Raw genomic sequence first — 25,573 nt, forward strand, 5'->3', positions numbered from 1 at the left:
TTGTTTATTTAGCTAAATATCTTTCGATCGTATCAACGGCTTGCTTATACCCACCAGCCACTTCAAAAGACTTTTTGATTTTTTTTAGGTTCATTAAATACTTCGGATCGACTTGGACTGCTTCAACCGCTGATTGTAATTCGTTACTTTCTACTGTTTGATAATCTAAACAAATACCTGCATTTAATTCTGTTAGCCGCTTTGCGAGTGCTGGCTGATCAGAACCCATGGGTAGAGAAACAAACGGGATTTCATTCAAAATCAAGTCGTTCATGCTGTTCAAACCATTATGGGTGATTGCAACATCGGTATATTTTAGCACCTCGTTTTGCGGCACATAGTCGCGAATAATAAAATTATCAGGAATAACTAAATCATCTAGTCCTACTTTATGAGCAGCCATAACAACTAAATAATCAGAATGACTGAAAGCTTCAAAAACTTTTTGATAAATTTCTTTAGCAAAATCACCGAAAATCGTTCCAAATGAAATATACAAAACGTTATCAGCTGATTTGATCTGCTCAATCGGGAAATCAGCTAAGTCTTCTAATCGATTGTAGATATCGGCTCCTACCAACGCATATTTTTCATCAAAGAAATCACGTTCTTCAACCGGTAAAAAATATTCTGAAGTAAAAACAATATTTAAATTTTCTTCATTCATGATTAAATCAAAAAAATGATCCGGCATGGTTAGATTAAATTGTTGTTCGATTTTTTGGGCTTCTTGTAGATATGCTTCATTCAAGGCATTAAATTTACCAGCAATTTTTGTTTGGTTTGGTTGCATGAATTCTTTCATCCCCATAAAAACAGCCAACATTGAGATCGCAGGTAACATCAAATAGTCAGCGATTTGCTTGCTAAAAGGCATAGCGATGGAGTGGATAACATAATCAAAAGTGTCGTTTTCGATTTGATCAAAAATATCTTGAATAATATCTGATCCATGATCGATTAACACGTTGAAGCCATTCTTGAAAATATTTAAATCATAATGGTAAGGGCGGTATTCTGCCCCAGCATTTTCGATTTTTTCACGAAACTCTTCGCTTGAAAAATAGACTACTTCAATTCCACGATGAGTGAGTTCATTTACGAGTCCTAGTGAAGGGTTTACGTGCCCGTGAGTTGTTACATTTAAAAATAAAACTTTTGTCATTTATAATCGCTTCTTTCATTTTCATAATGATAAGGTGACCTTACTAATAAATATAATAAGGCTACCTGATTAAAATGTCAATAAAAAAATAAGCATGACTATTCTTAGTCATACTTATTTTTAAAATTAGTGATAAATATATTTTGTAAAAGTTAGCCGTTTTCCTAACAGGATACCCAAATATCCTGCTGCAATGGCCTTAATGATTCCTGGGAAAATAAATGGGATCATTCCGGCAGAAAAAGCCGCTTCCCAAGGAAGGCCTCCACTTATTTTTAACCACAATGAACCGAAAATAAGGGTAATAAAAGCAGCGATAATATTAGCTGTGATAGACCAAAAATAATTAAACGTAGCTTTTTCTAATAACCAGCCGGTAAAATATGCTTGAAAAATAAAGCCAATTAAAAAACCGCCAGTTGGCCCGAAAAAGTTGGCAAAACCGCCAGCTCCACCAGCTAAGACAGGGAGTCCAATTATTCCCATCAACAGATAAATCAGTACGGCCATGGTTCCTGTTTTCTTTCCAAGAATAGTGACAGTAAAACCAACGGCAAAAGTTTGTAAGGTTAAGGGGATCGCTCCTAAAGGGATTGTAAATTGTGACAAAATACTGATTACAGCTGCAAAAATTCCGGCTAATACAATTTCTCGACTGGATAGTTTCAATCAGATCACTCTTTCGTTAACTTATTTTTTATTTTTTAGGTTAACGAAATTATAAGACAACAAGTATTAGAAGTAAAGACTTTTAATTGTTACCCAAGCTAATTCGGACTTTTTTGTCTCAAACTCGATATTGTAAAAAGAGAAAGCGTTTTATATACTTGGTATAAGAATTATTTGAGGAGGAGAAAAGCTGCTGAAAATGGATCACACGCCATGAGTACTCAAAAATCTTAGGCTAACTAGGAGGGTCAGTTTTCCCAGAAACAAATCTATTGATACCTTTTAATTGGTTCTTTTCGTATTCTTGGGCGAGTCATTTTGAACAATAATCTAGAACAAGGAAGGAAAAATTATTGAAAAATAAACGTTTAGCTAAGATCTATCTAGTTGCAATTATTTTATTAATAAGTATCAGTGCGTATTTCATACCACCAATCCGGTTAAAGTTCACACAAATTTTTGTGTTGTTCAACTCTATGAGTGTCGAAAATATCGTAGAGTTTTTACATTCCTATGGTGTTTGGGCCATTTTGATTTCTTTTTTACTAATGATGTTTCAGTCGGTCATTGCTCCATTACCTACTTTTTTGATTACCTTTGCGAACGCTGCCGTCTTCGGTTGGTGGCAAGGTGCATTATTGTCTTGGACGAGTGCCATGGCGGGTTCATTGGTTTGTTTTTATATTGCTCGGATTGCAGGTCGGGATCTGGTCGAACGCTTGGATAAAAATTTCTCGTTGACAGCTTTAGACAGTTACTTTGATCGCTATGGGAAACACACGATTTTGATTTGTCGATTATTACCATTCGTCTCGTTTGATTTTGTCAGTTACGCAGCCGGTTTAACCGCGATCAAGCCGCTGCCGTTTTTAATTGCGACAGGTATCGGACAATTACCAGCAACGATCGTCTATTCATATGTTGGAAGTAATTTATCTGGAAATACGAAAACGATTCTCTTTGGTTTATTGAGTATGTTTGCTTTATTTATTGCGATTTATATTTTCAAGCAACTTTAGCAAAGCAGACAATTAAAAAAAGGCGCTCGTCAGTAATGAAACTGACGGACGTCTTTTTATTGCTGATTTTGTTCGATGTAATGTTCATAAAGAGTATCTAAAAATTGAATCTCTGTTACGTTTCGATAAGGCAGTACATAAAAATTGGTAACTTGGAAAACCGATAAAATCGTCCAAAAGAAGAATGAAAAACGTAAGATCAAAAATTCTAATTTATAACCATGCATAATTTGGCGACTAAGTAGTATCGCATCCGACGCACTCAACGTTGAATCTTTTTCTAATAGATAATTCGTCATAGCATAAGAAGCTGTTTTTACGATTCCTGGGATAATAAAGAGCAATGTCCAGAAGAACGTGTAGATTGCAATCAAGACATTGGCCTTTAATACCCGGTTTTTTTGAGCTTTGATGAAATAAGTAAAAATCTTGAGTCCGTCAGCTTTATTGCCTCGTAAAGTATGGATCGCACACCATTGAAAGACGGCAGTAGCCAAAGCAGCAATTAAAAACATTGCAACAATCGCCAACAACATAATCAAAAACCAGAAAAAATGAGCAAATGGAGAATAGTTATAGCCATAATTATAATAGTCATAGGAAGAGTAGCTAGGTCCAAATATATTTGCGAACCAATAACTAGTTCCCTGACTGATATATTTGATGAATGCGATACGAAAAATCAGATTAGCAGCCCATTGAGCAATGAGCCATAAAATAATCGTTTTAAACCATTCACCGTAACGGCCAGATAATTTTTCTTGCGCATATTTTTTTATATCTGCGCGAGTAACATTTAAACCAATTGCTGGTTCTAATTCTAATTCAAAGGCATCATCTGTTTGAAACGGATGGACATCCTTTGTTTCGTGATTCGCTGTTTCTTGTTCTAAATCATACCCACACACTGGACAAAATTTTGCTCCGTCCCGTAGTTCTGTCCCACAATTTGGACAATAGTTCATTTTTTTCACTCTTTTCCTTATATAGATACATTCAGTATCTCATTTCCAAAAAATAATTGCTATCCTTATCAAATTTTTTTAGAGAGCTAAAAAAGCGAACAAAAAAACACTCGAATCCTTGTAGACAAGGACTTGAGTGTTTTTTAAGAAGTCTTACATTAATTTGTTGTAGAATTCAACGACTAGAGATTCGTCAATTTCTGGGTTGATTTCATCACGTTCTGGTAAACGAGATAATGAACCTTCTAATTTGTCAGCGTCAAAGCTTACGAAAGCAGGACGGCCAACAGCAGATTCAACAGCTTCTTTAACTGTGATCATGTTTTTAGATTTTTCGCGGATACCAATTACTTGGCCAACTTCTACTTCGTAAGAAGCGATATCAACGCGTTTGCCATCGACAGTTACGTGACCATGGTTAACTAATTGACGAGCTTGACGACGAGTTGAAGCTAAACCTAAACGGTAAACAACGTTATCTAAACGACGTTCTAGTAAGATCATGAAGTTAACACCGTGTTTACCTTCTTTGATTTTGCTAGCGCGTACGAATAAGTTACGGAATTGACGTTCGTTTAATCCGTAGATAAAACGTAATTTTTGTTTTTCTGACATTTGCAAGCCGTATTCTGATTTTTTACCACGGCTGTTTGGTCCATGTTGACCTGGAGCGTATGGACGACGTGCTAATTCTTTCCCTGTTCCTGATAATGAGATACCAAGACGACGAGATTGTTTCCATGATGGTCCTGTATAACGTGACATTAAAAATTCCTCCAATAAATTGTATTTGGAGTAAAATAATCCGTTTGAAAAATTCATATCCGTGTAGTTCGTTCTTCAATCTTCGCCTTCGCAGCCGCGGTTACGCAATTGAACCAATACTGGCAACGAACTGGGGACGGGTTATTATTCTTCTGCTGCATTATTTTACACAGATGTCAGTATAACGGACAAAGGGAAGGTAAGTCAAGCTAAGCTATTGCAATTCTTAAATAAATATGATAAATGATCCATATGTAGTGAATACGGTATTTTCTACTTTAAAAAAATGATAGAATGAAAGGAAATAAAGCAAATTTTGCAAATTCCTTGAAACTTATCTACAATAATAAACGAAGAAAACGGTATTGCACGTTCTTGCTTATTCAATCTGTACCAAAAATACATATAAATGGAGAGATAAATTTTGGAAAGAAAATTGATCGCATTAGATATTGATGGCACCTTGTTGAGCAGTCAAAGAAAACCATTGGATAGTACAATCAAAGCGTTAAAAGCGTTACGTGATGCTGGTCATTTGGTAATTATTGCGACGGGACGTTCGCGTTTGTTGGCGGGTGAAGTGATTCATCAATTAGGCTGTACGAATTATATTATTTGTAATGGTTCCGCTGCGTTTCTTGATCACGAACAAGTTTATAAACATACGCTCGATCGCGAAGCATTGGCGCGAATGATTGATTTTGCTGGGGAACGCAAGGTCGACATTATGCTATTCGGGTTGGATTCATTTGCTCGTGTGACTGAGTATAATGGCGATAAAGTCAATGAAGCGATGGCTTCATTTGGGCAAGCAGCACCTGAGTATCAAAAGGATTATTTTGGTCAACATGAAGTCTACCAAGCATGTGCGTATTACGATAAATCGATGGATCAAGATTTTGAAGCAGCCTTTCCAGAATTCCGAATCGTTCGGTGGCATGAAAACAGTGTCGATATCATTCCAAATCCAGGCTCAAAAGCTCAAACTATTTTGGCATTAGCCAAAAAAGTCAATATTAAACCTGAAAATATCATTACATTTGGTGATGGAAATAATGATATTGAGATGCTGAATCTTGCGGGAACTGGTGTAGCGATGGGCAACGCTGCAGATCATGTCAAAGATGCTGCAAATATCGTGACGGATACCAATGATCAAGACGGCATTTATAAAGCGTTACGTAAATTAGAACTTGTCCATTAAAAAGAACCGGCGCTAGCGTCGGTTCTTTTTTTGTTCAATGAAAAGGTATAATATCTGCCGAATAATAAGTCATTAGGCTAGTTCAAAGAGTAATCGTTCACTTTTTTAAGCTAGGTTCTAAAAAATTAGATAAATGAATCTACAATCGATTTTCCTAGTATAACGTTAAACTTTTTCTGCACGTATGATGCAATCTTTTATTTTTAAGCAAAAACAACTATAATAAAGCCAGACGTTTAACTAGAGAAGGGGAAAAAAAGTGCGCTTACTATTTATTGGGGATGTCGTGGGTTCGTTAGGCCGACAAATGTTGACAGATTATTTGCCGCGATTAAAACAAAAGTATCATCCACAGGTTACGATCGTTAATGGAGAGAACGCGGCTGCCGGTCGTGGGATCACTGAAAAAATTTATAAAAAATTTCTACAAGACGGTGTTGATGTAGTCACGATGGGAAACCATACTTGGGATAATAAAGCTATTTTTGATTTTATTCCTGATGCAAAAAAAATGATCCGTCCAGCCAATTTTCCAGCAGGTACACCCGGTAAAGGGATTGTTTATGTAAAAGTGAATGCAATTGAATTAGCGGTGATCAATTTACAAGCCCGATCGTTCATGGTCGATTTAGATGATCCGTTTCGTGTGGGGGATCAATTGATCGCAGAAGCTCAAAAACGGACACCTTATATTTTTGTTGATTTTCATGGAGAGACAACTAGTGAAAAGCAAGCAATGGGATGGTTTGCCGACGGGCGTGTCTCTGCAGTCGTTGGCACGCATACACACGTTCAAACCAATGACGCACGTATTTTGCCTAAAGGAACAGCTTACTTAACGGATGTCGGCATGACCGGTCCGTATGATGGCATTTTAGGTATGAAAAAAGGTCCGATCATTGAAAAATTCTTGACGGCTTTACCGCATCGTTTTGAAGTAATCGATGAAGGGCGTGGAATCTTATCTGCTTGTGTGATCGATTTGGATAAAGAGGGTCATGCCAAGAAAATCGAAACAATCGTGATCAATGATGACCGACCATTTAGAGAATAGGAGTATCAAATGAATCTAGCAAATGAAGCCGCCGTTGAAGCGGCTTTAGCACATTTAACGGCACTATTAAGTGAAAATGAAACGATTATTCGCTATCAGCAACTTCAAAAACGCGTTGATGAAAATAATACCTTAAAGGAACTAGAAGAAGATATCCAAAAATCTCAAAAAACGGCAGTCCAGTTTGCTCATTATGATAAACCAGAAGCAGAAAAAGCGGCGCTGAAAGAAGCCGATCGTTTGACCAAAGAGTTGAATCAACACCCGTTAGTAACTGCTTATCGCGAACAATTGATTGAAGCCAATGATTTATTACAATATTTGACGACTATGATCCAAAAAGAAGTCAATGACGCACTGGAAACAGATGCCTAATCCAGTTTATCCCACTAAGAATTAGGAGGAGCACGAATGCCTCAAAAAACCAAAAATACGCCAATGATGGAACAATATTTGGCGATCAAAGAACAATATAAAGATGCTTTTTTATTTTACCGTTTGGGTGATTTTTACGAATTATTCAACGAAGATGCGATCAAAGTCTCGCAATTACTTGAGTTGACTTTAACAAGCCGAAATCGTAATGCAGATGACCCAATCCCGATGTGTGGGGTGCCACATCACTCTGCTCAAGGTTATATTGATACTTTAGTAGAACAAGGATACAAGGTAGCGATCTGTGAACAGATGGAAGACCCAAAACAAGCTAAAGGAATGGTCAAACGCGAAGTTGTCCAACTAATCACACCTGGAACAGTGATGGAAGGCAAAGGTATTGAAGCGAAAGCCAACAATTTTTTAACAGCTGTTGTGTATGACAACAATAAATTTGGATTTGCTTACGTAGATTTATCAACGGGCGAATTAAAGACAGCTTTATTACAAGATGAAGAAGCAGTCATGAATGAAGCGACAGCATTACAAACGAAAGAAATCGTCTTGGGCAGTGAGATTCCTGAGAACTTACAAAAAAATCTCGCAGAACGTTTAGGTTTGGTATTTTCAACTCAAGAAACAATTGAAGATAATGCAGAATTCAGTTTTTTAACGGCGGATATCGTAGAGATACTAGAAAAAGAAGCAACTGGTAAACTGTTGACGTATTTATCTGTTACTCAAAAACGTAGTTTGGGTCATATCCAAAAAGCAGAAGAATATCAAACAGAACATTTCTTGAAATTGGATTATTTTTCTAAAACCAATCTAGAATTGACTCGTTCGATCCGAACGGGTAAAAAACAAGGGACTTTATTATGGCTATTGGATGAAACTAAGACGGCAATGGGCGGACGTTTATTAAAACAATGGATTGATCGTCCTTTGATTCAAAAACGTCAGATCCATGAACGTCAAGCCATGGTTGCTTCACTGTTAAATGCTTATTTTGAACGCATGGATCTGAATGAAGCTTTGACGAAAGTCTATGATTTAGAACGACTAGCTGGACGTGTAGCGTTTGGCAATGTTAATGGCCGTGACTTGATCCAACTAAAAACGTCATTGATCCAAGTTCCTCAAATCCGGCAATTACTAATGGGCATCAATCAAGGAGAATGGAACGATTTATTGATCGATATGGAACCAATGGATGACTTAGTTGCATTGATCGAAAAAGCCATCACTGATGATGCACCCCTACAGATCACAGAAGGAAATGTCATCAAAGATGGTTATGATGAGCAACTAGATCAATATCGTGAAGCGATGCGAAACGGGAAGACTTGGTTAGCTGAACTAGAAGCGCGTGAACGCGAAGCAACTGGGATCAAAACCTTGAAAATTGGATACAACCGTGTTTTTGGTTATTATATTGAAATCACAAAATCTAATCTTGCCAATCTGGAAGAAGGAAAATATGAACGCAAACAAACGTTAGCAAACGCAGAACGTTTTATTACTCCTGAATTAAAAAAACTAGAAACCTTGATCTTGGAAGCTGAAGAAAAATCCGTGGCCTTAGAGTACGATTTATTCTTAGCAGTTCGTAATCAAGTGAAAAAAGCGATCACTCGTTTACAAAAATTAGCTAAAAGTTTGAGTGCGACCGATGTACTGCAAAGTTTTGCGACAGTCAGTGAACGGTATCAATATGTCTGCCCAACGATGGAAAGCGGCCGGCACAACCTTCAAATCACAGAAGGACGTCACCCAGTAGTTGAGAAGGTCTTGGGCCATCAAGAGTATATCCCGAATAGTGTCCACATGAACCCCGAAGAAATGTTATTGCTGATCACAGGGCCCAATATGTCTGGTAAAAGTACGTATATGCGGCAATTAGCGTTAACGGTGATCATGGCTCAAATGGGCTGCTTTGTTCCCGCTGAAAGTGCTGAACTACCAATTTTTGATCAAATATTTACCCGAATCGGAGCAAGCGATGATTTGATTGCCGGTCAGTCGACCTTTATGGTGGAAATGATGGAAGCAAATCAAGCTTTGCGTCATGCGACACCGAATAGTTTGATTTTATTTGATGAACTGGGGCGCGGCACCGCGACGTATGATGGCATGGCTTTAGCTCAAGCAATCATTGAATATATCCATGAACATGTTAAAGCAAAAACGTTATTTTCAACGCATTATCATGAATTAACAGTATTAGAAGAAAATTTACCACAGTTAAAAAATGTTCACGTTGGTGCTGTCGAGCAAAATGGAGAAGTGGTCTTTTTACACAAATTAATGGATGGTCCGGCAGATAAAAGTTATGGGATCCATGTGGCTAAAATTGCTGGGATGCCGACAGAGTTATTGTCTCGGGCAGCAACGATACTTGCTGCTTTAGAAGCCGATACTCCAGTACAAAAAAATAGCGAAATTTCAGAAGAAACCGAGCAATTAACTTTGTTCAACGAAGTCTCGACAGCTGAACTAGGTGTGGTGGACCGATTGAAGAAAGCCAATCTTTTAGAAATGAATCCAATGGAAGCTTTGAACTTCTTATACGAATTACAAAAACAAATCTAATTTTTTGCTCTTCATCTAGTTTTAACAGGTGAAGAGCAATTGATTTAGTAGCAGAAAGGAGCAGTTGGATGGGGAAAATTCAAGAATTATCTGAACGTTTAGCCAATCAGATCGCGGCTGGTGAAGTCGTAGAACGTCCTGCTTCGGTCGTAAAAGAGCTAGTAGAAAATGCGATTGATGCGAAGGCAAGCCAAATCGATATCTTGATTGAAGAAGCCGGATTAAAAAAAATCCAAATCGTCGATAACGGTGAAGGAATCAGTCAAGATGACGTCGAAAATGCTTTTAAGCGGCATGCGACAAGCAAAATTCATAATCGCGATGACCTATTTCGTATTCGAACGCTGGGGTTTCGGGGAGAAGCTTTGCCATCGATTGCTTCTGTTTCAGAACTGACTTTAGAGACAGCTACGGCTGACGAACCGCAAGGCTCTTACCTTTTCTTAAAAGGGGGAAAAATAGAAGAGCATCGAGCAACCGCTCTACGAACTGGAACGAAAATCACAGTTGAGAATCTATTCTTCAATACACCCGCACGGCTAAAATATGTCAAATCACTGCAAACAGAATTATCTAACATTGGCGATATCGTCAATCGAATGGCTTTGAGCCATCCCAATATCGCCTTTCGTTTAGTGCACGATGGGCACAAAATGATGACGACGAGCGGCAGTGGGGATTTGAAGCAAACCGTTGCTGGTATTTACGGAGTGGCAACAGCTAAGAAAATGCTCAAAGTTGAAGCCAATGATTTAGACTTTACATTGCAAGGGTATATTTCGTTACCGGAAGTCACACGAGCAAGCCGCAACTATTTATCAGTGATTATCAATGGCCGTTATATCAAAAACTATGCACTGAATAAAGCTATCATCCAAGGGTATCAATCAAAATTGATGGTGGGGCGTTTTCCTATCGCAGTCTTAGAAATCACAATGGATCCTTTGTTAGTTGATGTGAATGTTCACCCAACAAAACAAGAGGTTCGGTTATCTAAAGAAAAAGAATTGATGGATTTGATTAGTCGAGCAATCGCAGAAAGTTTGCGTCAAATCAATTTAATTCCCGATGTGGGTGAAAATCCTAGTTTCAAGCGTAAAGTTGAAAAACTTCACACGGAACAATTAGACTTACCTTTAGAAGAGCAAGCCAAGAAAAAAAGTGATTTAAACTATGATCCGAAAACCGGGATCTTTTATGTAGAACCCAAAGCTGTTGAAACAGGTCCCTTTGAAGCAGAGGTTTCGCAAAAGAGTGAGCTACCGATTTCGGACTTTAATATTCCTTTACAAACCGAACCAGAAAAAGCTTCGATTATTGAAGAAACCCCCAGTGAATTGCTAGAAGAAACGGCTGAAGTACCAAGGATCGAAGAAAACAGTCCCAATGATCATCCAGAATTTGATTTGAGTACCCAGTCAGGCGAAAAAATCGTTGAGCAAGCAATCACCAAATTGGAAAACGAACAACCTCAAGCTCGTTTTCCGATGTTAGAATATTTCGGTCAAATGCATGGGACATACTTATTTGCCCAAAGTAAAGAAGGATTATACATCATCGACCAACACGCAGCCCAAGAACGGATCAAGTATGAATATTTTCGTGAAAAAATTGGCGATGTTTCGGATGATTTGCAAGAATTATTGGTGCCGTTTGTACTGGATTATCCTAACAATGATGCCATCAAATTAAAGGAACAAACAGCGTTATTGCAAGAGGTCGGAATCTATTTAGAAGAATTCGGTCCGAATAGTTTTATTGTTCGCGCACATCCAACGTGGTACCCAGCTGGACAGGAAGAAAGTATTATTCGTGAGATGATTGATATGTTGTTGGTCACAGGTTCTGTCAGCGTGAAAAAATTCCGCGAAGCAACAGCTATCATGATGAGTTGTAAACGTTCGATCAAAGCCAATCATCATTTGAATGAAGCACAAGCTCGCGTTCTGTTGACTGATTTAGCAACCTGTGAAAATCCATTTAATTGTCCGCATGGCCGCCCAGTATTGATCCACTTTAGTAATAGCGATATGGAGCACATGTTTAAACGAATTCAAGATCCGCATTAGGATAAACAAAGGAGTAAAGTGATGTCTGTTATTTTAGCTTCACAATCACCAAGAAGAAAAGAATTATTGCGTTGGTTGATTCCGGATTTTTCCATTCAGCCGGCAGATATCGACGAAGAAGTAAAAGTTCAATACACACCGAAAGAATATGTCATGGAAATGGCTCAGCAAAAAGCAGCAGTGATTGCAAAAAAACATCCGGAAGACTTAGTGATCGCTAGTGACACGACCGTTGTATGGCACGATCAGATATTAGGGAAACCCAAAAGCCGTGAAGAAGCTTTTGAAATGTTGCGTGGCATGAGCGGTGAGACACACCTTGTTTATACTTCTGTTGTTCTCCGCAAAGCAACTCAAATCGAAGAACAACTGACTTTTGCAAAAGTGACTTTTTACCCTTTGAGTGAAGAAGAAATCAATCGTTACTTGGATAGTGGTGATTATAAAGATAAAGCGGGAGCCTATGGTATTCAAAATGGCGCGGGAGTCTTTGTAGAAAAAATCGAAGGGGATTACTACAGTATCGTGGGTTTCCCAATCGGAACAGTTAATCAAATGTTAAAAAAATTCAACTAGGAACGAGCAGCTTCGGCTGTTCGTTTTTATTTTTAGTTGTTCGACTGACTAGCTAAGCAAAAAATTAAGAAATTATTTGAGCAGATTCTTCGTGTCTTTTTTTTGATGAGCGTATGCTTGATTTGTATAAAATTTGATTGAAAGAAGGCGTCATGATGGAAAAAGAAGAATTAAAGCAAAAACTTTCACCGATGGAATACGCTGTGACACAAGAAAGTGCCACGGAACGTCCTTTTTCTGGAAAATATGATGATTTTTATCAAAAAGGGATCTATGTAGATGTTGTTAGTGGTGAGCCATTGTTTTCCTCTAATGATAAATACGATGCTGGTTGTGGTTGGCCAGCATTTAGTCGTCCGATTCAAACGCGTGGTGTTGCTGAAAAAGCTGATTTTTCTCATGGAATGCATCGCGTTGAGGTCCGTAGCAAAGAAGCCGACTCACATCTAGGCCATGTTTTTAATGATGGACCACAAGATCAAGGAGGATTGCGTTATTGCATCAATTCAGCGGCATTGAAGTTTATTCCACTTGATGAGCTAGATGATAAAGGTTATGGAGAATATAAATCGATCGTTAAATGAGCTGTGTCGAATTTTCGCCACAGCTTTTTTCAGAAAATGTATGAAACAATGACAAATTTTGGTGTAGATAATCTTTTTTTTTCGCTATACTAAAAGCATCATACATTTAGAGAAGGCGATTTTTTATGAAAATTTTTAAAGAATTGAGTTTATTATTACTTTATTCTGTTGTCGGTGAAGGATTACGGATGTTTTTAGGCTTGCCAGTACCGGGTAGTATTATTGGAATTCTACTATTGTTTCTTTCTTTCCAAACTAAGTTGTTAAAACCTTCTGATATTGAAGGAACAGCCAATTTTTTATTAAATAATCTGACGATCTTATTTGTGCCTGCGGGTGTTGGGTTGATGCAATACTATGGCGCTATCAAATATACTTGGCCGATCTTACTTGGAGCAGTTGTTTTATGTTCATTAGTTTCTTTAGTCGCTGTTGGTAAAACAGCAGAATTGGTTGAAAAATTTAGTATCAAGAGTCATGAAGAAAAAGAAGTCTTGTTAGAAACAGTTGAAAAGATTCGAGGTGAAGTCGATGATTTCAGCACTGGCGAGTAATCCGCTTTTCGGTCTAGCCTTGACGTTAGTGATCTATGTCTTGATGACCAAATTATTAAGTAAAGTAAATATTCCATTTATCAATCCGTTGATTGCTAGTGTCATTTTGATCATTCTTTTATTGAAGGTCAGCGGCATCAGTTATAAAGCATATAATATGGGCGGCAACATCTTCACGATGATGATCACTCCTGCGACAGTAGCACTAGCGTTGCCGCTTTATCAAAACTTTGATAAATTAAAAAAATATTTTTTACCAGTTATCTTAGGCACATTAGTCGGTGTCGTATTAAATTGTTTATTGAGTGTTGGTATTGGCCGATTGTTTTCTTTAAAAGAAGGCATTGTGGTTTCATTATTACCAAAATCCGTAACGACCGCTATCTCAGTCGATCTTTCTAGTCAAATGGGCGGTATTTCACCCGTAACTTTGGCGATTGTTGTTTCGACGGGAATCTTTGGTGCATTAGTTGGGACAAAAGTTTTCCAACTATTCAGAATCGAAAGCCCAGTTGCCCAAGGAATTGCCTTAGGAAGTACTTCCCATGCGATTGGAACCGGCCGAGCAATCGAAATCGGTGAATTGGAAGGAATCTTATCTGGTCTATGTATTTGTGTGAATGGTTTAGTGACGGTGGCTTTATTGCCGACATTATTTCACTTATTTGAAAGTATTTAATATCAACTCCTCGTACTCTTTTGTTAAAATGAAGGACGAAGGAGTTTTTTTATGTATATAAACGCATGTGAATTAAAACATTATGAAAAAGATATCTATTTAGGTGTTCGTTTAATGGAAGTGATGGATGACGGAGAAATGTACAAGCGCAGTGAGTTAGCGGAGGCCTTAGATTTAGATAGTCGCAGTGTACAGAGATTGCTAGAAGAAATGGATAAGAGCTATCTACGATTTACAGAAGCCGATTTACCGTTAGTTGAAAAAAGCGGTAATACCTATCGGTTAGTCATTGCTGGACAAGTGATGGAAGAAAATCAATTTTTAGTTGATTTGATTCGTCATTCGTTGACATATCGCCTATTGCACTTGTTGATCACTGGAACGGCGCGAACAATCAAAGAATTGAGCGAGCAATTGTATCGTAGTGAGTCCACGATCCGACGAAAGCTGAAGGATCTAGGAGACGAGTTGGCACCACTGGATCTAACGATTGAAAGAGGAACCGTTTTTTTTGCGGCGGAGGAATCCGTCGTTAGGATGTATCTATCTGTGTATTATTGGCGGATTTTCCGAGGGAAAGATTGGCCCTTTGCTCCATTACAGCATGACTTGGTCAAAAAAATCAGTTATACGATCCAGCAATTTTTTCAGGTGGTTTTAAATCCTTTGAAGGAGCAACGTTTAGAGTATTTAGTCGCGGCACATTTATTAAGAGAAGTCCAACACCATGTGTTAGAAAAAAAGGAACAAGTCCAACGAACGTTGATCAATGATTCATTATTTAAGGATTTTTTGAATCAGTTATTGCCGGTATTACCCAGTTATTTCCGTGAACAGGCCACTGTTGGAAACTTATTTTTGAATTTATTGACGCGAGAAGAGTACTATCATGTTCCAATGATTACGCAAAAAATTCAACATTTATTAGCGAAAAAACCTTTTTCTGTCATGGATGAAGTCTCTGCAATGGCACTACTTTTGGAAAAAAAAATTAATAATGAAGCGACTTGGAAAAAATTGCAAAGCTTACAAGCAGAAAATTATTTGATCAGCGGCCATTTATACCATCGACTTTTTCCAATGATTCGTTTTAATATCAATGGGAAAGCTTTTTGGACGATGATCACACAACAGCAACCAAAATTAGTCACTTTTGTGACCGAAATTTTAGCGGATCAAGGTGGCAGTGAATCAATTTTATTTGGTCGTTACTTATCGGTATTGCGGCGGTTGCCTGAGTTGACTGTCCGACCAGTTGTCCGTATTTTTTTACAGACGGATTTACCCGAATTTGAGGAAACAATTTTGCGAGAAGATGTGCACCAATTTTTAGCCAATGATTATCAAGTCGTTTTTGAAGAGAATCTAGAGGAAAGTGATCTTTGCTTAACCACGAGCTTGTCGTATCAAGATGAAGAAGTACCCACGTTAACGATCGCACAGGAATTACGCATGTCAGATTATTTAGCATTGATTCAGTTATTGCAAGGATTCGGCGGTAAGAGTTTTTAACCGCCGGCTTTTGTGCTAAAATGATGAGAACATATGTGCTTGTGCACTTGGATTTTTTTACATAAGTTAGAATAAATAATGATGCAGTTTTATCGTAGGAAAGGAACAGCTATGTACGAATATATTACAGGTCGTTTGACCTATATCAGCCCAAGTTATGTTGTTTTGGATGTGAATGGAGTCGGCTATCAAATCGCGTTAGGAAATCCTTATCGTTACAGCAGTAAAATGGAACAATCAGTCACGATTTATGTGCAGCAGATCATTCGAGAAGATGCGCATTTATTGTATGGTTTTGAAACACTAGCAGAAAAAGAATTGTTTTTACGTCTGCTTTCAGTTTCTGGAATCGGACCTAAAAGTGGTTTAGCAATTATGGCCAACGAAGATCATCAAGGGCTGATCCAAGCAATCGAAGCAGGCGATGTTACCTACTTGACCAAATTCCCAGGAGTTGGCAAAAAGACGGCCCAACAAATGGTCTTAGATTTAAAAGGCAAATTGACTGAATTGATGGACGATCCAATGTCCTTGTTTTATGAAGGTCCTGAAAACAGCGATAAAGCTTTATCAGAAGCAATGGAAGCATTACAAGCATTGGGTTATAGCCCAAAAGAAATCAAAAAAGTCGAAAAAGCCTTGGCGAAAGAATCATTGCAAAATACCGACGATTATTTACGGGCTGCGTTAAAATTAATGATGAAAAAGTAGGAGGATTCGATAGATGGATGAAGAACGTTTACTTTCGCCTGATGCGGATGACAGCGATAAAAGTTTAGAAAAATCATTACGTCCTCGCTACTTGGCTCAATATATTGGACAAGACAAAGTGAAACAAGAACTGTCGATTTATATCGAAGCAGCAAAAAATCGGGAAGAAGCCTTAGATCATGTACTGCTTTATGGACCGCCAGGACTTGGTAAAACAACAATGGCGATGGTCATTGCTAACGAAATGGATGTCCAGATCCGTTCGACTAGTGGTCCAGCAATCGAACGACCCGGTGATTTAGTGGCGATTTTAAATGAATTGGAACCCGGTGATGTTTTATTTATCGATGAGATTCATCGTTTGCCGCGGGTTGCTGAAGAGACACTGTATTCAGCAATGGAAGATTATTATGTCGATATTATGGTAGGACAGGGTCCAACCGCACATCCCGTGCACTTTCCGTTGCCACCTTTTACCTTGGTAGGAGCAACGACGCGAGCAGGAATGTTATCAGCACCTTTGCGTGATCGTTTTGGGATTATCTCGCATATGGAATATTATGAAGAAGAGGATTTGCGAGAAATCGTTTTACGTTCTGCTGATATTTTTCAAACGGAAATCGTAGAAGAAGGCGCAATCGAAGTTGCTCGACGTTCGCGTGGGACGCCCCGGATTGCCAATCGTTTGTTGAAACGAATTCGTGACTTTGCACAAGTTCAATCAGATGGTGTGATCAATCGAGCGATGGCTGATCAAGCCTTGAAATTATTGCAAGTCGATGAAGCGGGCTTAGATTATGTCGATCAAAAGTTATTAAAAACAATGATCGAGTTATATCATGGCGGTCCAATTGGGTTAAGTACGTTGGCGGTCAATATTGGAGAAGAGCGCGAAACGGTCGAGGACATGTATGAGCCTTATTTGATTCAAAAAGGGTTTATTAAACGAACGCCGCGAGGTCGAGTAGCGACCCCATTAGCATACGAACATTTTAATTATCCATATCAATCATAGAGGAGTGAAACGATGGCGGAAGGAAAGACGACCAAAAATACATTGGTTCAAGCGTTAGTCGAGCTATGCCAAGAAAAAAATTATGACAAGATTACTGTTCAAGACATCAGTCAGCAGGTCAACTTGAACCGCCAAACATTTTATTATCATTTTAAAGACAAAAATGATCTGCTTCACTATGCCTATTACCAAAAGGGTTTGGATTACTTGACTTCAGATGAATTGAAATTAGAGAACTGGGAAGAGTCAGTTTTATTGATGCTAAAAGAGATGCAAGAATATCATCATTTTTACTTGAATACTGTTACCGCTGAATCAGAGGTGTTGACCAAAGAATTCAATGGATTGGCAAAGCAATTATTTATTCGTTTATTTGATGATGTCGATCAAGAGGGAGATTTATCATCCATTGATAAAGAATTTTATGCTCGGTTTTTAGCCTATGGTTGTGGCGGGATTTTGATTGATTGGATTTTAGCAGATGCGAAGCAAGCACCGATCACAATTGCGGCTCAATTGTTTCGTTTTGCCAAAGATATTGAATTTTTTGCCTATCATTTATATGAAAAGGACCAACACGAGAGTTAAAACTCTTGTGTTAGTCCATTAACGATATGTTTAATTGGTTTTTGTTCATAGTAAGCGATCGCGTTTTTAGCAACAATTGCAGCCATTTGATCCCGGGCCTCGACACTAGCATTACCAATATGAGGTGTTAGAATCACGTTAGTTAATTCTTGCAAACCATTTGTAACAGTAGGCTCAAATTCATAAACATCTAAAGCTGCTCCAGCAATTTTATTATTTTTGAGCGCTTGTAGCAGAGCTGTCTCATCGATAAGCGGACCACGAGCTGCATTGATCAGCAAGGCGGTCTTTTTCATCACCGCAAATGTATCAGCAGTCAGTAAATGGTGCGTTTCTTCCGTTAAGGGGGCATGGAGCGTCAGGATATCGGCTTGTTGGATTACTTCCGCTTGAGAACAGTATTGGGCATTTAATTGCTGCTCAATTGTTTGATCTAATTGATGACGTTGTGTGTAGATGATCTTCATGCCAAACGCCTGCATCATCTTAGCAACAGTTTGACCAATCTGCCCCATTCCGATGATTCCTAAAGTTTTGTCTTTTAATTCATGACCTAAAAAGAATAATGGCGCCCAGCCATCAAAGCCAGCACCGTGCATCAGGCGATCGCCTTCAACGATACGACGAGATAAAGCAATGATTAGTCCAGCTGTTAATTCCGCAGTTGCCTGAGTGGAAACAACTGGGGTATTGGTTACATAAATTTGTTTTTCTTTTGCATAGGCCGTATCGATATTGTTGAAGCCAGCACCAAAGTTAGCAATCACTTTTAATTTAGGAGCGGCATCGATGACTTCTTGATCGACTTGGGTCGATAATGGACAAATCAAAACCTCGCAATCAGCGATTTCTTGCAGCAATGCTGTTTTTGAAATCAATCCCTGTCCGTTAAAAACTGAAAAATCTAAGTTTTTATCTTTTAAAAAAGTAGTACCTAGCTCAGGAAGTTGAGCGGAAAGAAAAATTTTACTCATTGTTACCCCTCATTTCATTTTGTTAAATTGACTATAGCACAGGAGGTAGGACATGAAAAAGATTCTATTTGTTTGTTTAGGAAATATCTGCCGTTCTCCGATGGCGGAAGCAATCTTTCGTGACGCATTAACAGAGCAACAACTAACTGAGTTTCAAGTGGATTCTGCTGCCACGAGTCAATGGGAAATCGGTAACCCGCCGCATCGAGGAACGAGAAAAATATTGAAACAACACCATATCTCAACGACTGGTATGCAAGCGCGCCAAGTGACGACAAAAGACTTTTATGAAGCTGATTTTATTATTGGAATGGATCAGGAAAATGTTTTTGACCTTATCCAAAGAGCCCCGGCAGAAACGAAGGAAAAAATCTATTTGTATCTCGATCGTGTGCCTGGTTATGAAGGGGGAAATGTCCCTGATCCTTGGTATACGGGGGATTTTGCAGAGACGTATGACTTGATCCAAAAGGGATTGGAAAATTGGTTAAATTTTTTTGAAAATGATTAGATTTCTTGTCTTTTTTTAGAAATTTAAGTAAAATCAAACTACGCTCTTGACTAGGAGGAAACTGGATGTCTAAAAACGAGAAACCCAGAAAGAATTTAATCAAGCTATTTTCGAATTCATCGTATCGCTTCATCTCGGATTTTTTGAATGATTCTGGTGACAAACGCGCTCAAGAGCAAGCAAATGAAAATATTTTTCTTAAGCTAAAGATGGCTGCTCTGCAAAATAGTTTAGTCGTTCTTCAAGTTCAAGATGAAAAAAATGAAGATAAATTCCAGACTATTTCTGGTTGGCTGCCCAAAGTCGTCAAGAATGATGCGATCGTTATTCGAACACAAGATAGCCAATTAGTGATGCTGACGATTGATCGGATCAAAAAGGTAACGACATTATCGCCTAGTGGAGATCAAGAGAGCATTTCACGTTAAAAGTATTTAATACATTTACGAGTGCAAGAACTTTTGTTATACTTGGAATGCACTAAAAAAAGAATAATACTTTCACAAAGGGGAGCCCACGGGCTGAGATTGAGTTTACTCTAAACCCTAGTACCTGTTTCGGTTATTCGAGCGTAGGAATTGTGATGAAGTAATACTGTTACTTCTCCTTTGTGGACTGTATGTTCAAAAAGGAGGAGTTTTTTTATGAGTAAAACAAGAATCATGATCGAAGGAACGATCGTTGCAGCATTAGCATTTATGCTGTCGCTAATTCCGACTTCGATCGGCAGTAGTTTCACCATCTCTTTAGGGATGATACCGATGGTTTTATTTGCTTTGAGACGGGGAGTAAAACCTGGATTATTATCCGCGTTTATCTGGGGGATCCTACATTTCCCTGCAGGGGATGTTTATTTTTTAAGTGTGGTCCAAGTCTTGATTGAATATCCGATCGCTTTTACTTTTGCAGGTTTTGCTGGTCTATATGCAAAAAAAGTTCAACAAGCATTGATCGACCAAGATATTAAAACCGCTAGAAAAAATATTATTTATGGAACATTTGCCGGCACTGGCGCTCGTTTTTTCTGGCATTTTATCGCCGGCGTGGTTTTCTGGGGAAGCTATGCTTTATGGGGAATGAATCCATGGATCTTTTCATTAGTTATGAATGGTCTTAGTGGCTTAGCCACAGCAGTAGTAACGGCTATCGTTGCAGTAGTGATCGTTGAAAAGGTACCACAATTATATTTACCTAAAGGAAGTAAGCTCGTCGAAAAACATAGTCATTAAAAAACAGCTGCACCAAAAGTAGAAAGTACTTTTGGTGCAGCTGTTTTTGTAACTAAACGGACGTATCGAAAAATAAGCACGCAGTTATCTATGTTACTTTTTAGCGAAAAGAAAAGGCGGCATCATCGTTGTCTACCTCTAAAGCCCAGCGTTGTTTTGCAAGATCATACGTAAGCTCTGCAACTTGCTGTTCTTTTTTGTAGTTTTGAGTACTACGGCGCCAACCTTTTTCATCCGAAAGATAGATTGGGATATGATACATTCGATTTTTCAATTCTGTTTGAGTTAAACAAAACAGAGCACCTTCTTGTAAAATAGGGTATAATTCTTTTAAAATTTCACCATCTAAGGGTGCCACCGAAGAGCCCTTACGGAAAAATGACCGACGATCATTAATCTTTTCTAAAACGATCCGCGTCAACTTGCGAGCGAGAATCCGGTAAAATTCATCTAAATAGCGGTAGTAAACCCGCATTGTTTCATTGCCTAAATTAAAATAAACAAAATTATTTTGTAATTTATAAAAGAAAGGTGAATGAAGATGAGTTCGCATATGTCCGAAATAAAGAAGTTCAGATATTTCTAATGGAGTTAGTTCTTTTAACATCGTTGGATCATTAAAATCGATCCATTTGTTCCCCTTAGAATAATTAAAAGTTTTGGTATTAAAAAAGTTATGAATCTGTTCAGGACTATCAATTATTTTTAGACCTGTGTGGGGATCATATTCGCCCGCCTCAGCCACAGGATCTAATAATAACAAATGCTTTGGCTGATGGACGATACCCTGCACAAAATCGTTGGGTGATAGGCCTTTGGATAGTACAGCATTACTTGTAGAATCAATATAAGCAAATAATGTATCTGGCACTTATTCTCACCCTTTCTCATTCTTGTCACAATTATTTTAACCTAATAATAAAAAAAAAGCTCGTATCTTTTATTTTAAAATTAGATTACAATGTCCTTAAAAACAGCAACATTCAGGTACAATTTCAACATTTATAATCATTTTAATAAATAACAAATTGCTAATCTTATTATATCTTTTTTTTAATTTTTCTTTAGTAACGGAAGGTAAAATGACTACTAAATATAGAATATGATATGATAGGGGCGAAACTGTGGGGGGCTCATGATGAAGAAAAAACGAAATTGGTTGATAAACATTTTTCTTTTTTTATTATTGTTAATAGGTCTAGCCTTAATTTTCAACAACCAAATCAAATATTTTTTGATGCAACATAATGGTGAACGTTATGCGGTAGCGAAATTAGAGCGGACTGAGATCGATAAAAATATGAAAAAAAAGGCTTCGTTTGATTTTGATGCCGTACAACCCGCAAGTACCGAAGCGGTTTTACAAGCCCAATTAAGCAATAAACAATTACCGGTAATTGGTGGGATCGCTATTCCAGCAGTGGAAATCAACTTGCCGATTTTTAAAGGGTTATCGAATGAAGCGTTGCTTTATGGTGCGGGGACGTTAGCGGAAGATCAAAAAATGGGTGAAGGAAATTATGCACTGGCAAGTCATCGAGCAGATCGTCCAGGTCTGTTGTTCACACCGCTCGATGGCATCAAAGAAAATGATTTGATCTATTTGACTGATTTGCATAACATCTATACGTATAAAACGACACTTAAAGTTCGTGTCCAACCGACCGAAGTCAAATACCTCGATGTCGATCCAGACAAGAAACAGGTTACGTTGATTACTTGCGGTGAGATTGAAGGTATCACACGAATCATCGTCCAAGGGGAATTGATTGCTGTCACACCAGTTAATAATGCTACAGATACGATGAGAAATGCTTTTCAAATGGAACAACGAACATATTAAACGATTGAGGTTGAGACATAAGTATTTTTACTTTTGTCTCAACCTCTTTTTTGCGGTCACAAATTTCTGCTATACTAAAAGAAGACAACTATACAAGGAGCAAGTGCTGATGCTGAAAAAAATATATGTATCAGAATTAATAGCTACATGGAAAAAATTTCAACAGATGAACTTACTTTTTCCGTTCTATTCTTCCCATCAACAAGCGCGCGATCATTATTTTGCTGCAGTCAAAAATGGCAAAGGGTATCGAATTTCAACCGGGACGAGTGAGCTATGGTTTGTTAAAAATGAAATGGTAGAGGGTTGGCAGATCACAAATTTATTGTGTCTTCCTAACAGTAATTGGCAGCAGGGGATCCAATCACTAGAAAAAGCAGCTCGACAGCAATTTAAGCAGCAATTAGCTTTAACTTTCGAAGCAACGCCGATTTTAGAACATTGGCTGTTGTCAAAGGGCTATTCTTTTACTGAAGGACAATGGCAAAAAAAATTGATTTATCATACAGGATTAGTATTAGGTGGCGGCGGTGCTAGAGGTGCTTATCAAATTGGGGTTTGGCAAGCGTTGCTAGAAAAAAATATTCAGTTTGAATTGATTGCTGGAACTTCTGTCGGCGGGTTGAATGGTGCTCTGATTGCCCAAGGTGACTATCCACAAGCGGTTGCATTATGGGAAGAAATCGAAACGGACAAAGTGTTGGAAGTTACTTTTAATGAGGTGGAAGAAATTGATTTTTCAGCGCAGGTCCAGCAACTGAGGACGTTTCTTCGGACGTCGATGAAACAACGCGGCGTTTCATCGAGACCGCTCAAACACTTATTAAGTGAACATTTAGTCCCTCAAAAAATAAAAACTGGGGTTCCTTTTTATATTGTGACGACTAAAATATCTGCTTTTCAAGAAGTAGTCATTTCTTTGAATCATTCTCCTGCTTCAGAAATCATTGATTGGCTGCTGGCGTCAGCAGCTTTTTTCCCAGTGATGGCCATGGCTAAAATCGGAACAGATTATTATGTAGATGGTGGCTATCGCAATAATTTACCAGTTGATGTAGCGTTGAATCACCAAAAATTAACTGAATTGGTCATTGTAGATGTTCATGGTCCTGGTTTTGATAAAAGATATCACTTGCCTGAAGCTGTGGCAGAAATAAAATTAGCCAGTTCCTGGAGTCTAGGCGATTTATTTTTATTTCAGCAATCTCGCTCAGCAAAAAATCGATTGTTAGGCTATCTAGAAACTAAAAAAACATTGGGCGATTTGCAAGGCGTACGTTATTCTTTTGAAAACCAAGCAGATTTTGCAGTTTTGACTAAAGCCTTTATTCGGTATAGTCAAAAACAAGTAACACTCGACCTAGAAGAGTTAGTGCCTAAATTGCAAAAATTTTTTCACCAGTCATTTCCCATTGAATTGATGAGTCAATTTTTCTTAGAATTTTTTGCCTATTGGACACGGGTCTCGCCATTGAAGAGCTATACCTTGGCCGAATTTATTCAAATTGTATTACGACAATTTGAATTGCCAGAACCGATCGTTGCGGCGGATTATTCTGTTCAGGAACAAATAGAAGGCTTTATTGAAAGCAATAATGTATTCTCAGTATATCGACACATCGTACAACTCGCTCAGCAACCATCCGCTTTTGCCAGAACTTATCGTCGTTGGCCAGTCCAAACGTTGCTAGCGCTATTTATCAATTATTTACAGGAGGAAGTATAATGGCAGATTTTAATTATGAAATTGTAGAAGAAATCGCAGTATTATCAGAAAATCCGAAAGGCTGGCGCAAAGAATTGAATCTGGTCAGTTGGAATGAGCGGCCACCGAAATTTGATCTTCGCGATTGGGCACCGGAACACGAAAAAATGGGTAAGGGCGTTACATTGAGCAATGAAGAATTTGCAGCACTAAAAGAAGCTTTGACGAAAATGTAACGACTTGATGCTGATTATTGAGAAAGGAAATAAGCCGAATGAAAAGTATGACCGGATATGGCCAAGCCAATCAAACCAATGATGCCTATGAATTAACAATCGAGTTAAAAAGTGTCAATAATCGGTTTTTAGATTTACAGATTCGAATGCCGAAAGAATTAAATCCATATGAGGCAGATTTGCGGAAAATCGCAAAAGAAAAAATTCAACGAGGACGTGTGGATGTTTTTATCAATCTAGCTCCTTTAAAAAGTGGAAATAAAAAAGTTCAAATCCATTGGGAGTTACTTGAACAATTAGTTTCTGAATTGCAAACTGGTGGAAAAGAACGCTTTGGGATCATAGATTTTCCTGTAGAAAAAGTATTGGTCAAAGCTATGGAACAAAGTGATTTTGTGACCTTGGTCGATCAACAGTTAGAAACAGAAACATTAAAAGAATTGGTCCAAACGACTGCGAGTGAGGCATTTACTCAATTAGCTAAAAGTCGGGAACTTGAAGGGAGTGGCATTCAAAAAGTACTGATAGAATATGGGCAAAAAGTCCAGTCACTAGTCACTGAATTGCAAAGTTTTGTGACCGAATATGAAGCTGATTTTCAGCAAAGATATCAATTGAAACTAGAAGAATACTTAGGGACAACGGTTGATCAAGACCGATTGCTAACAGAACTAGCGGTCTTATTAGAACGTGGAGATATCCATGAAGAATTGGATCGTTTGACGATTCATTTAGCAAAAATGAGCACGCTGTTACAAGTGACGAGTCCTGTAGGAAGAGAACTAGATTTTCTATTGCAAGAAATGAATCGTGAAGTCAATACGATCGGCTCAAAATCTAGTCCGATCCAAATCAAAGATATCGTGGTTCAACTAAAAACGATTTTGGAAAAAATCCGCGAACAAATCCAGAATATCGAATAAAATTGTGGATTTTGATAAGAATTAATGGACAGCTTAGCGATGCCTCTTGAAATATT

General features: G+C 38.1%; 27 protein-coding genes and 1 riboswitch. Of the genes, 21 read left to right on the plus strand and 6 right to left on the minus strand.

What is annotated here, in order from left to right; translation table 11 throughout:
• Positions 1 to 4: 4 nt before the first annotated feature.
• Both RV04_RS08480 and RV04_RS08485 read right to left on the minus strand, forming a co-directional pair.
• Positions 5 to 1,165, minus strand: coding sequence for a macrolide family glycosyltransferase (locus tag RV04_RS08480; protein WP_071858024.1), 1,161 nt, complete (start codon positions 1,163 to 1,165; stop codon positions 5 to 7).
• A gap of 126 nt (positions 1,166 to 1,291) precedes the next feature.
• Complete coding sequence (locus RV04_RS08485) at positions 1,292 to 1,834, minus strand: biotin transporter BioY (RefSeq protein WP_071858025.1); 543 nt, start codon at positions 1,832 to 1,834, stop codon at positions 1,292 to 1,294.
• 353 nt (positions 1,835 to 2,187) lie between these two features.
• Between RV04_RS08485 and RV04_RS08490 the strand changes: the two genes are divergently transcribed.
• Positions 2,188 to 2,853 carry a TVP38/TMEM64 family protein gene (locus RV04_RS08490; RefSeq protein ID WP_071858026.1) on the plus strand — a complete coding sequence of 222 codons (666 nt, stop codon included), beginning with the start codon at positions 2,188 to 2,190 and terminating at the stop codon, positions 2,851 to 2,853.
• Between the two features lie 56 nt (positions 2,854 to 2,909).
• Here the strand turns inward: RV04_RS08490 and RV04_RS08495 are convergent, their stop codons facing one another.
• Together RV04_RS08495 and rpsD are read right to left on the minus strand one after the other, a co-directional pair.
• Positions 2,910 to 3,818 (minus strand): DUF975 family protein, encoded by a 909-nt coding sequence (locus tag RV04_RS08495; protein WP_071858027.1) that lies wholly within the window; start codon positions 3,816 to 3,818, stop codon positions 2,910 to 2,912.
• A gap of 153 nt (positions 3,819 to 3,971) precedes the next feature.
• On the minus strand, positions 3,972 to 4,583 hold the full coding sequence (rpsD, locus tag RV04_RS08500; protein WP_071858028.1) for a 30S ribosomal protein S4: 612 nt from the start codon (positions 4,581 to 4,583) through the stop codon (positions 3,972 to 3,974).
• Positions 4,584 to 5,007: 424 nt separating this feature from the next.
• Here rpsD and RV04_RS08505 point away from each other — a divergent pair, with 424 nt between their 5' ends.
• The 13 genes from RV04_RS08505 to RV04_RS08565 all read left to right on the plus strand — a co-directional run bounded on the left by RV04_RS08505 (position 5,008) and on the right by RV04_RS08565 (position 18,096).
• The gene (locus tag RV04_RS08505; RefSeq protein ID WP_071858029.1) at positions 5,008 to 5,787 is read left to right on the plus strand and encodes a Cof-type HAD-IIB family hydrolase; all 780 of its coding nucleotides are present in this window, start codon (positions 5,008 to 5,010) and stop codon (positions 5,785 to 5,787) included.
• A 259-nt stretch (positions 5,788 to 6,046) separates the two neighbouring features.
• Positions 6,047 to 6,841 carry a TIGR00282 family metallophosphoesterase gene (locus RV04_RS08510; protein ID WP_071858030.1) on the plus strand — a complete coding sequence of 265 codons (795 nt, stop codon included), beginning with the start codon at positions 6,047 to 6,049 and terminating at the stop codon, positions 6,839 to 6,841.
• Between the two features lie 9 nt (positions 6,842 to 6,850).
• Entirely contained in the window at positions 6,851 to 7,216 is a 366-nt protein-coding gene (locus RV04_RS08515) for a YlbF family regulator (protein ID WP_071858031.1), read from the plus strand.
• Between the two features lie 36 nt (positions 7,217 to 7,252).
• Positions 7,253 to 9,808: a DNA mismatch repair protein MutS gene (gene mutS, locus RV04_RS08520; RefSeq protein WP_071858032.1), complete on the plus strand. Its 2,556-nt coding sequence runs from the start codon at positions 7,253 to 7,255 to the stop codon at positions 9,806 to 9,808.
• 68 nt (positions 9,809 to 9,876) lie between these two features.
• Positions 9,877 to 11,877, plus strand: a complete 2,001-nt coding sequence (mutL, locus tag RV04_RS08525) for a DNA mismatch repair endonuclease MutL (RefSeq protein ID WP_071858033.1) — start codon at positions 9,877 to 9,879, stop codon at positions 11,875 to 11,877.
• A 21-nt stretch (positions 11,878 to 11,898) separates the two neighbouring features.
• Positions 11,899 to 12,453, plus strand: coding sequence for a Maf family protein (locus RV04_RS08530; protein ID WP_071858034.1), 555 nt, complete (start codon positions 11,899 to 11,901; stop codon positions 12,451 to 12,453).
• Between the two features lie 152 nt (positions 12,454 to 12,605).
• A complete protein-coding gene (gene msrB, locus RV04_RS08535) occupies positions 12,606 to 13,037 on the plus strand; it encodes a peptide-methionine (R)-S-oxide reductase MsrB (RefSeq protein ID WP_379953028.1) in 432 nt (143 codons plus the stop codon).
• Positions 13,038 to 13,162: 125 nt separating this feature from the next.
• Positions 13,163 to 13,591 (plus strand): CidA/LrgA family protein, encoded by a 429-nt coding sequence (locus RV04_RS08540; RefSeq protein ID WP_071858036.1) that lies wholly within the window; start codon positions 13,163 to 13,165, stop codon positions 13,589 to 13,591.
• Complete coding sequence (locus tag RV04_RS08545) at positions 13,572 to 14,270, plus strand: LrgB family protein (RefSeq protein ID WP_379953038.1); 699 nt, start codon at positions 13,572 to 13,574, stop codon at positions 14,268 to 14,270. Before RV04_RS08540 ends, RV04_RS08545 begins: the two co-directional genes overlap by 20 nt.
• 51 nt (positions 14,271 to 14,321) lie before the next feature.
• A complete protein-coding gene (locus tag RV04_RS08550; RefSeq protein WP_071858038.1) occupies positions 14,322 to 15,782 on the plus strand; it encodes a helix-turn-helix domain-containing protein in 1,461 nt (486 codons plus the stop codon).
• Between the two features lie 111 nt (positions 15,783 to 15,893).
• Positions 15,894 to 16,493: a Holliday junction branch migration protein RuvA gene (ruvA, locus tag RV04_RS08555; RefSeq protein WP_071858039.1), complete on the plus strand. Its 600-nt coding sequence runs from the start codon at positions 15,894 to 15,896 to the stop codon at positions 16,491 to 16,493.
• Between the two features lie 13 nt (positions 16,494 to 16,506).
• Positions 16,507 to 17,508 carry a Holliday junction branch migration DNA helicase RuvB gene (gene ruvB, locus RV04_RS08560; RefSeq protein ID WP_071858040.1) on the plus strand — a complete coding sequence of 334 codons (1,002 nt, stop codon included), beginning with the start codon at positions 16,507 to 16,509 and terminating at the stop codon, positions 17,506 to 17,508.
• 12 nt (positions 17,509 to 17,520) lie between these two features.
• Positions 17,521 to 18,096, plus strand: a complete 576-nt coding sequence (locus RV04_RS08565; RefSeq protein WP_071858041.1) for a TetR/AcrR family transcriptional regulator — start codon at positions 17,521 to 17,523, stop codon at positions 18,094 to 18,096.
• Here RV04_RS08565 and RV04_RS08570 read toward each other — a convergent pair.
• Positions 18,093 to 19,070: a 2-hydroxyacid dehydrogenase family protein gene (locus RV04_RS08570; protein WP_071858042.1), complete on the minus strand. Its 978-nt coding sequence runs from the start codon at positions 19,068 to 19,070 to the stop codon at positions 18,093 to 18,095. The two genes, RV04_RS08565 and RV04_RS08570, sit on opposite strands and share 4 nt — an antisense overlap.
• 52 nt (positions 19,071 to 19,122) lie before the next feature.
• On the opposite strand from RV04_RS08570, the gene RV04_RS08575 reads away from it, so the two are divergent.
• From RV04_RS08575 to thiT, 3 genes are all read left to right on the plus strand, one after another.
• The gene (locus RV04_RS08575) at positions 19,123 to 19,581 is read left to right on the plus strand and encodes a low molecular weight protein-tyrosine-phosphatase (RefSeq protein WP_071858043.1); all 459 of its coding nucleotides are present in this window, start codon (positions 19,123 to 19,125) and stop codon (positions 19,579 to 19,581) included.
• A gap of 65 nt (positions 19,582 to 19,646) precedes the next feature.
• A complete protein-coding gene (locus RV04_RS08580) occupies positions 19,647 to 20,009 on the plus strand; it encodes a hypothetical protein (RefSeq protein ID WP_071858044.1) in 363 nt (120 codons plus the stop codon).
• Positions 20,010 to 20,077: 68 nt separating this feature from the next.
• A riboswitch (TPP riboswitch) is annotated at positions 20,078 to 20,176 on the plus strand.
• A 49-nt stretch (positions 20,177 to 20,225) separates the two neighbouring features.
• On the plus strand, positions 20,226 to 20,810 hold the full coding sequence (gene thiT / locus RV04_RS08585) for an energy-coupled thiamine transporter ThiT (protein ID WP_071858045.1): 585 nt from the start codon (positions 20,226 to 20,228) through the stop codon (positions 20,808 to 20,810).
• Positions 20,811 to 20,910: 100 nt separating this feature from the next.
• Here the strand turns inward: thiT and RV04_RS08590 are convergent, their stop codons facing one another.
• Complete coding sequence (locus tag RV04_RS08590; RefSeq protein ID WP_071858046.1) at positions 20,911 to 21,681, minus strand: hypothetical protein; 771 nt, start codon at positions 21,679 to 21,681, stop codon at positions 20,911 to 20,913.
• A 267-nt stretch (positions 21,682 to 21,948) separates the two neighbouring features.
• On the opposite strand from RV04_RS08590, the gene RV04_RS08595 reads away from it, so the two are divergent.
• The 4 genes from RV04_RS08595 to RV04_RS08610 all read left to right on the plus strand — a co-directional run bounded on the left by RV04_RS08595 (position 21,949) and on the right by RV04_RS08610 (position 25,517).
• Complete coding sequence (locus RV04_RS08595; RefSeq protein WP_071858047.1) at positions 21,949 to 22,653, plus strand: class A sortase; 705 nt, start codon at positions 21,949 to 21,951, stop codon at positions 22,651 to 22,653.
• 109 nt (positions 22,654 to 22,762) lie between these two features.
• A complete protein-coding gene (locus RV04_RS08600) occupies positions 22,763 to 24,379 on the plus strand; it encodes a patatin-like phospholipase family protein (protein ID WP_245791073.1) in 1,617 nt (538 codons plus the stop codon).
• Positions 24,379 to 24,594, plus strand: coding sequence for a YdbC family protein (locus tag RV04_RS08605; protein WP_071858048.1), 216 nt, complete (start codon positions 24,379 to 24,381; stop codon positions 24,592 to 24,594). Before RV04_RS08600 ends, RV04_RS08605 begins: the two co-directional genes overlap by 1 nt.
• A gap of 38 nt (positions 24,595 to 24,632) precedes the next feature.
• Positions 24,633 to 25,517: a YicC/YloC family endoribonuclease gene (locus tag RV04_RS08610; protein ID WP_071858049.1), complete on the plus strand. Its 885-nt coding sequence runs from the start codon at positions 24,633 to 24,635 to the stop codon at positions 25,515 to 25,517.
• Positions 25,518 to 25,573: the final 56 nt, after the last annotated feature.

The organism is Enterococcus hermanniensis (genome assembly GCF_001885945.1).
GTDB classification, from domain to species: Bacteria; Bacillota; Bacilli; order Lactobacillales; family Enterococcaceae; genus Enterococcus_A; species Enterococcus_A hermanniensis.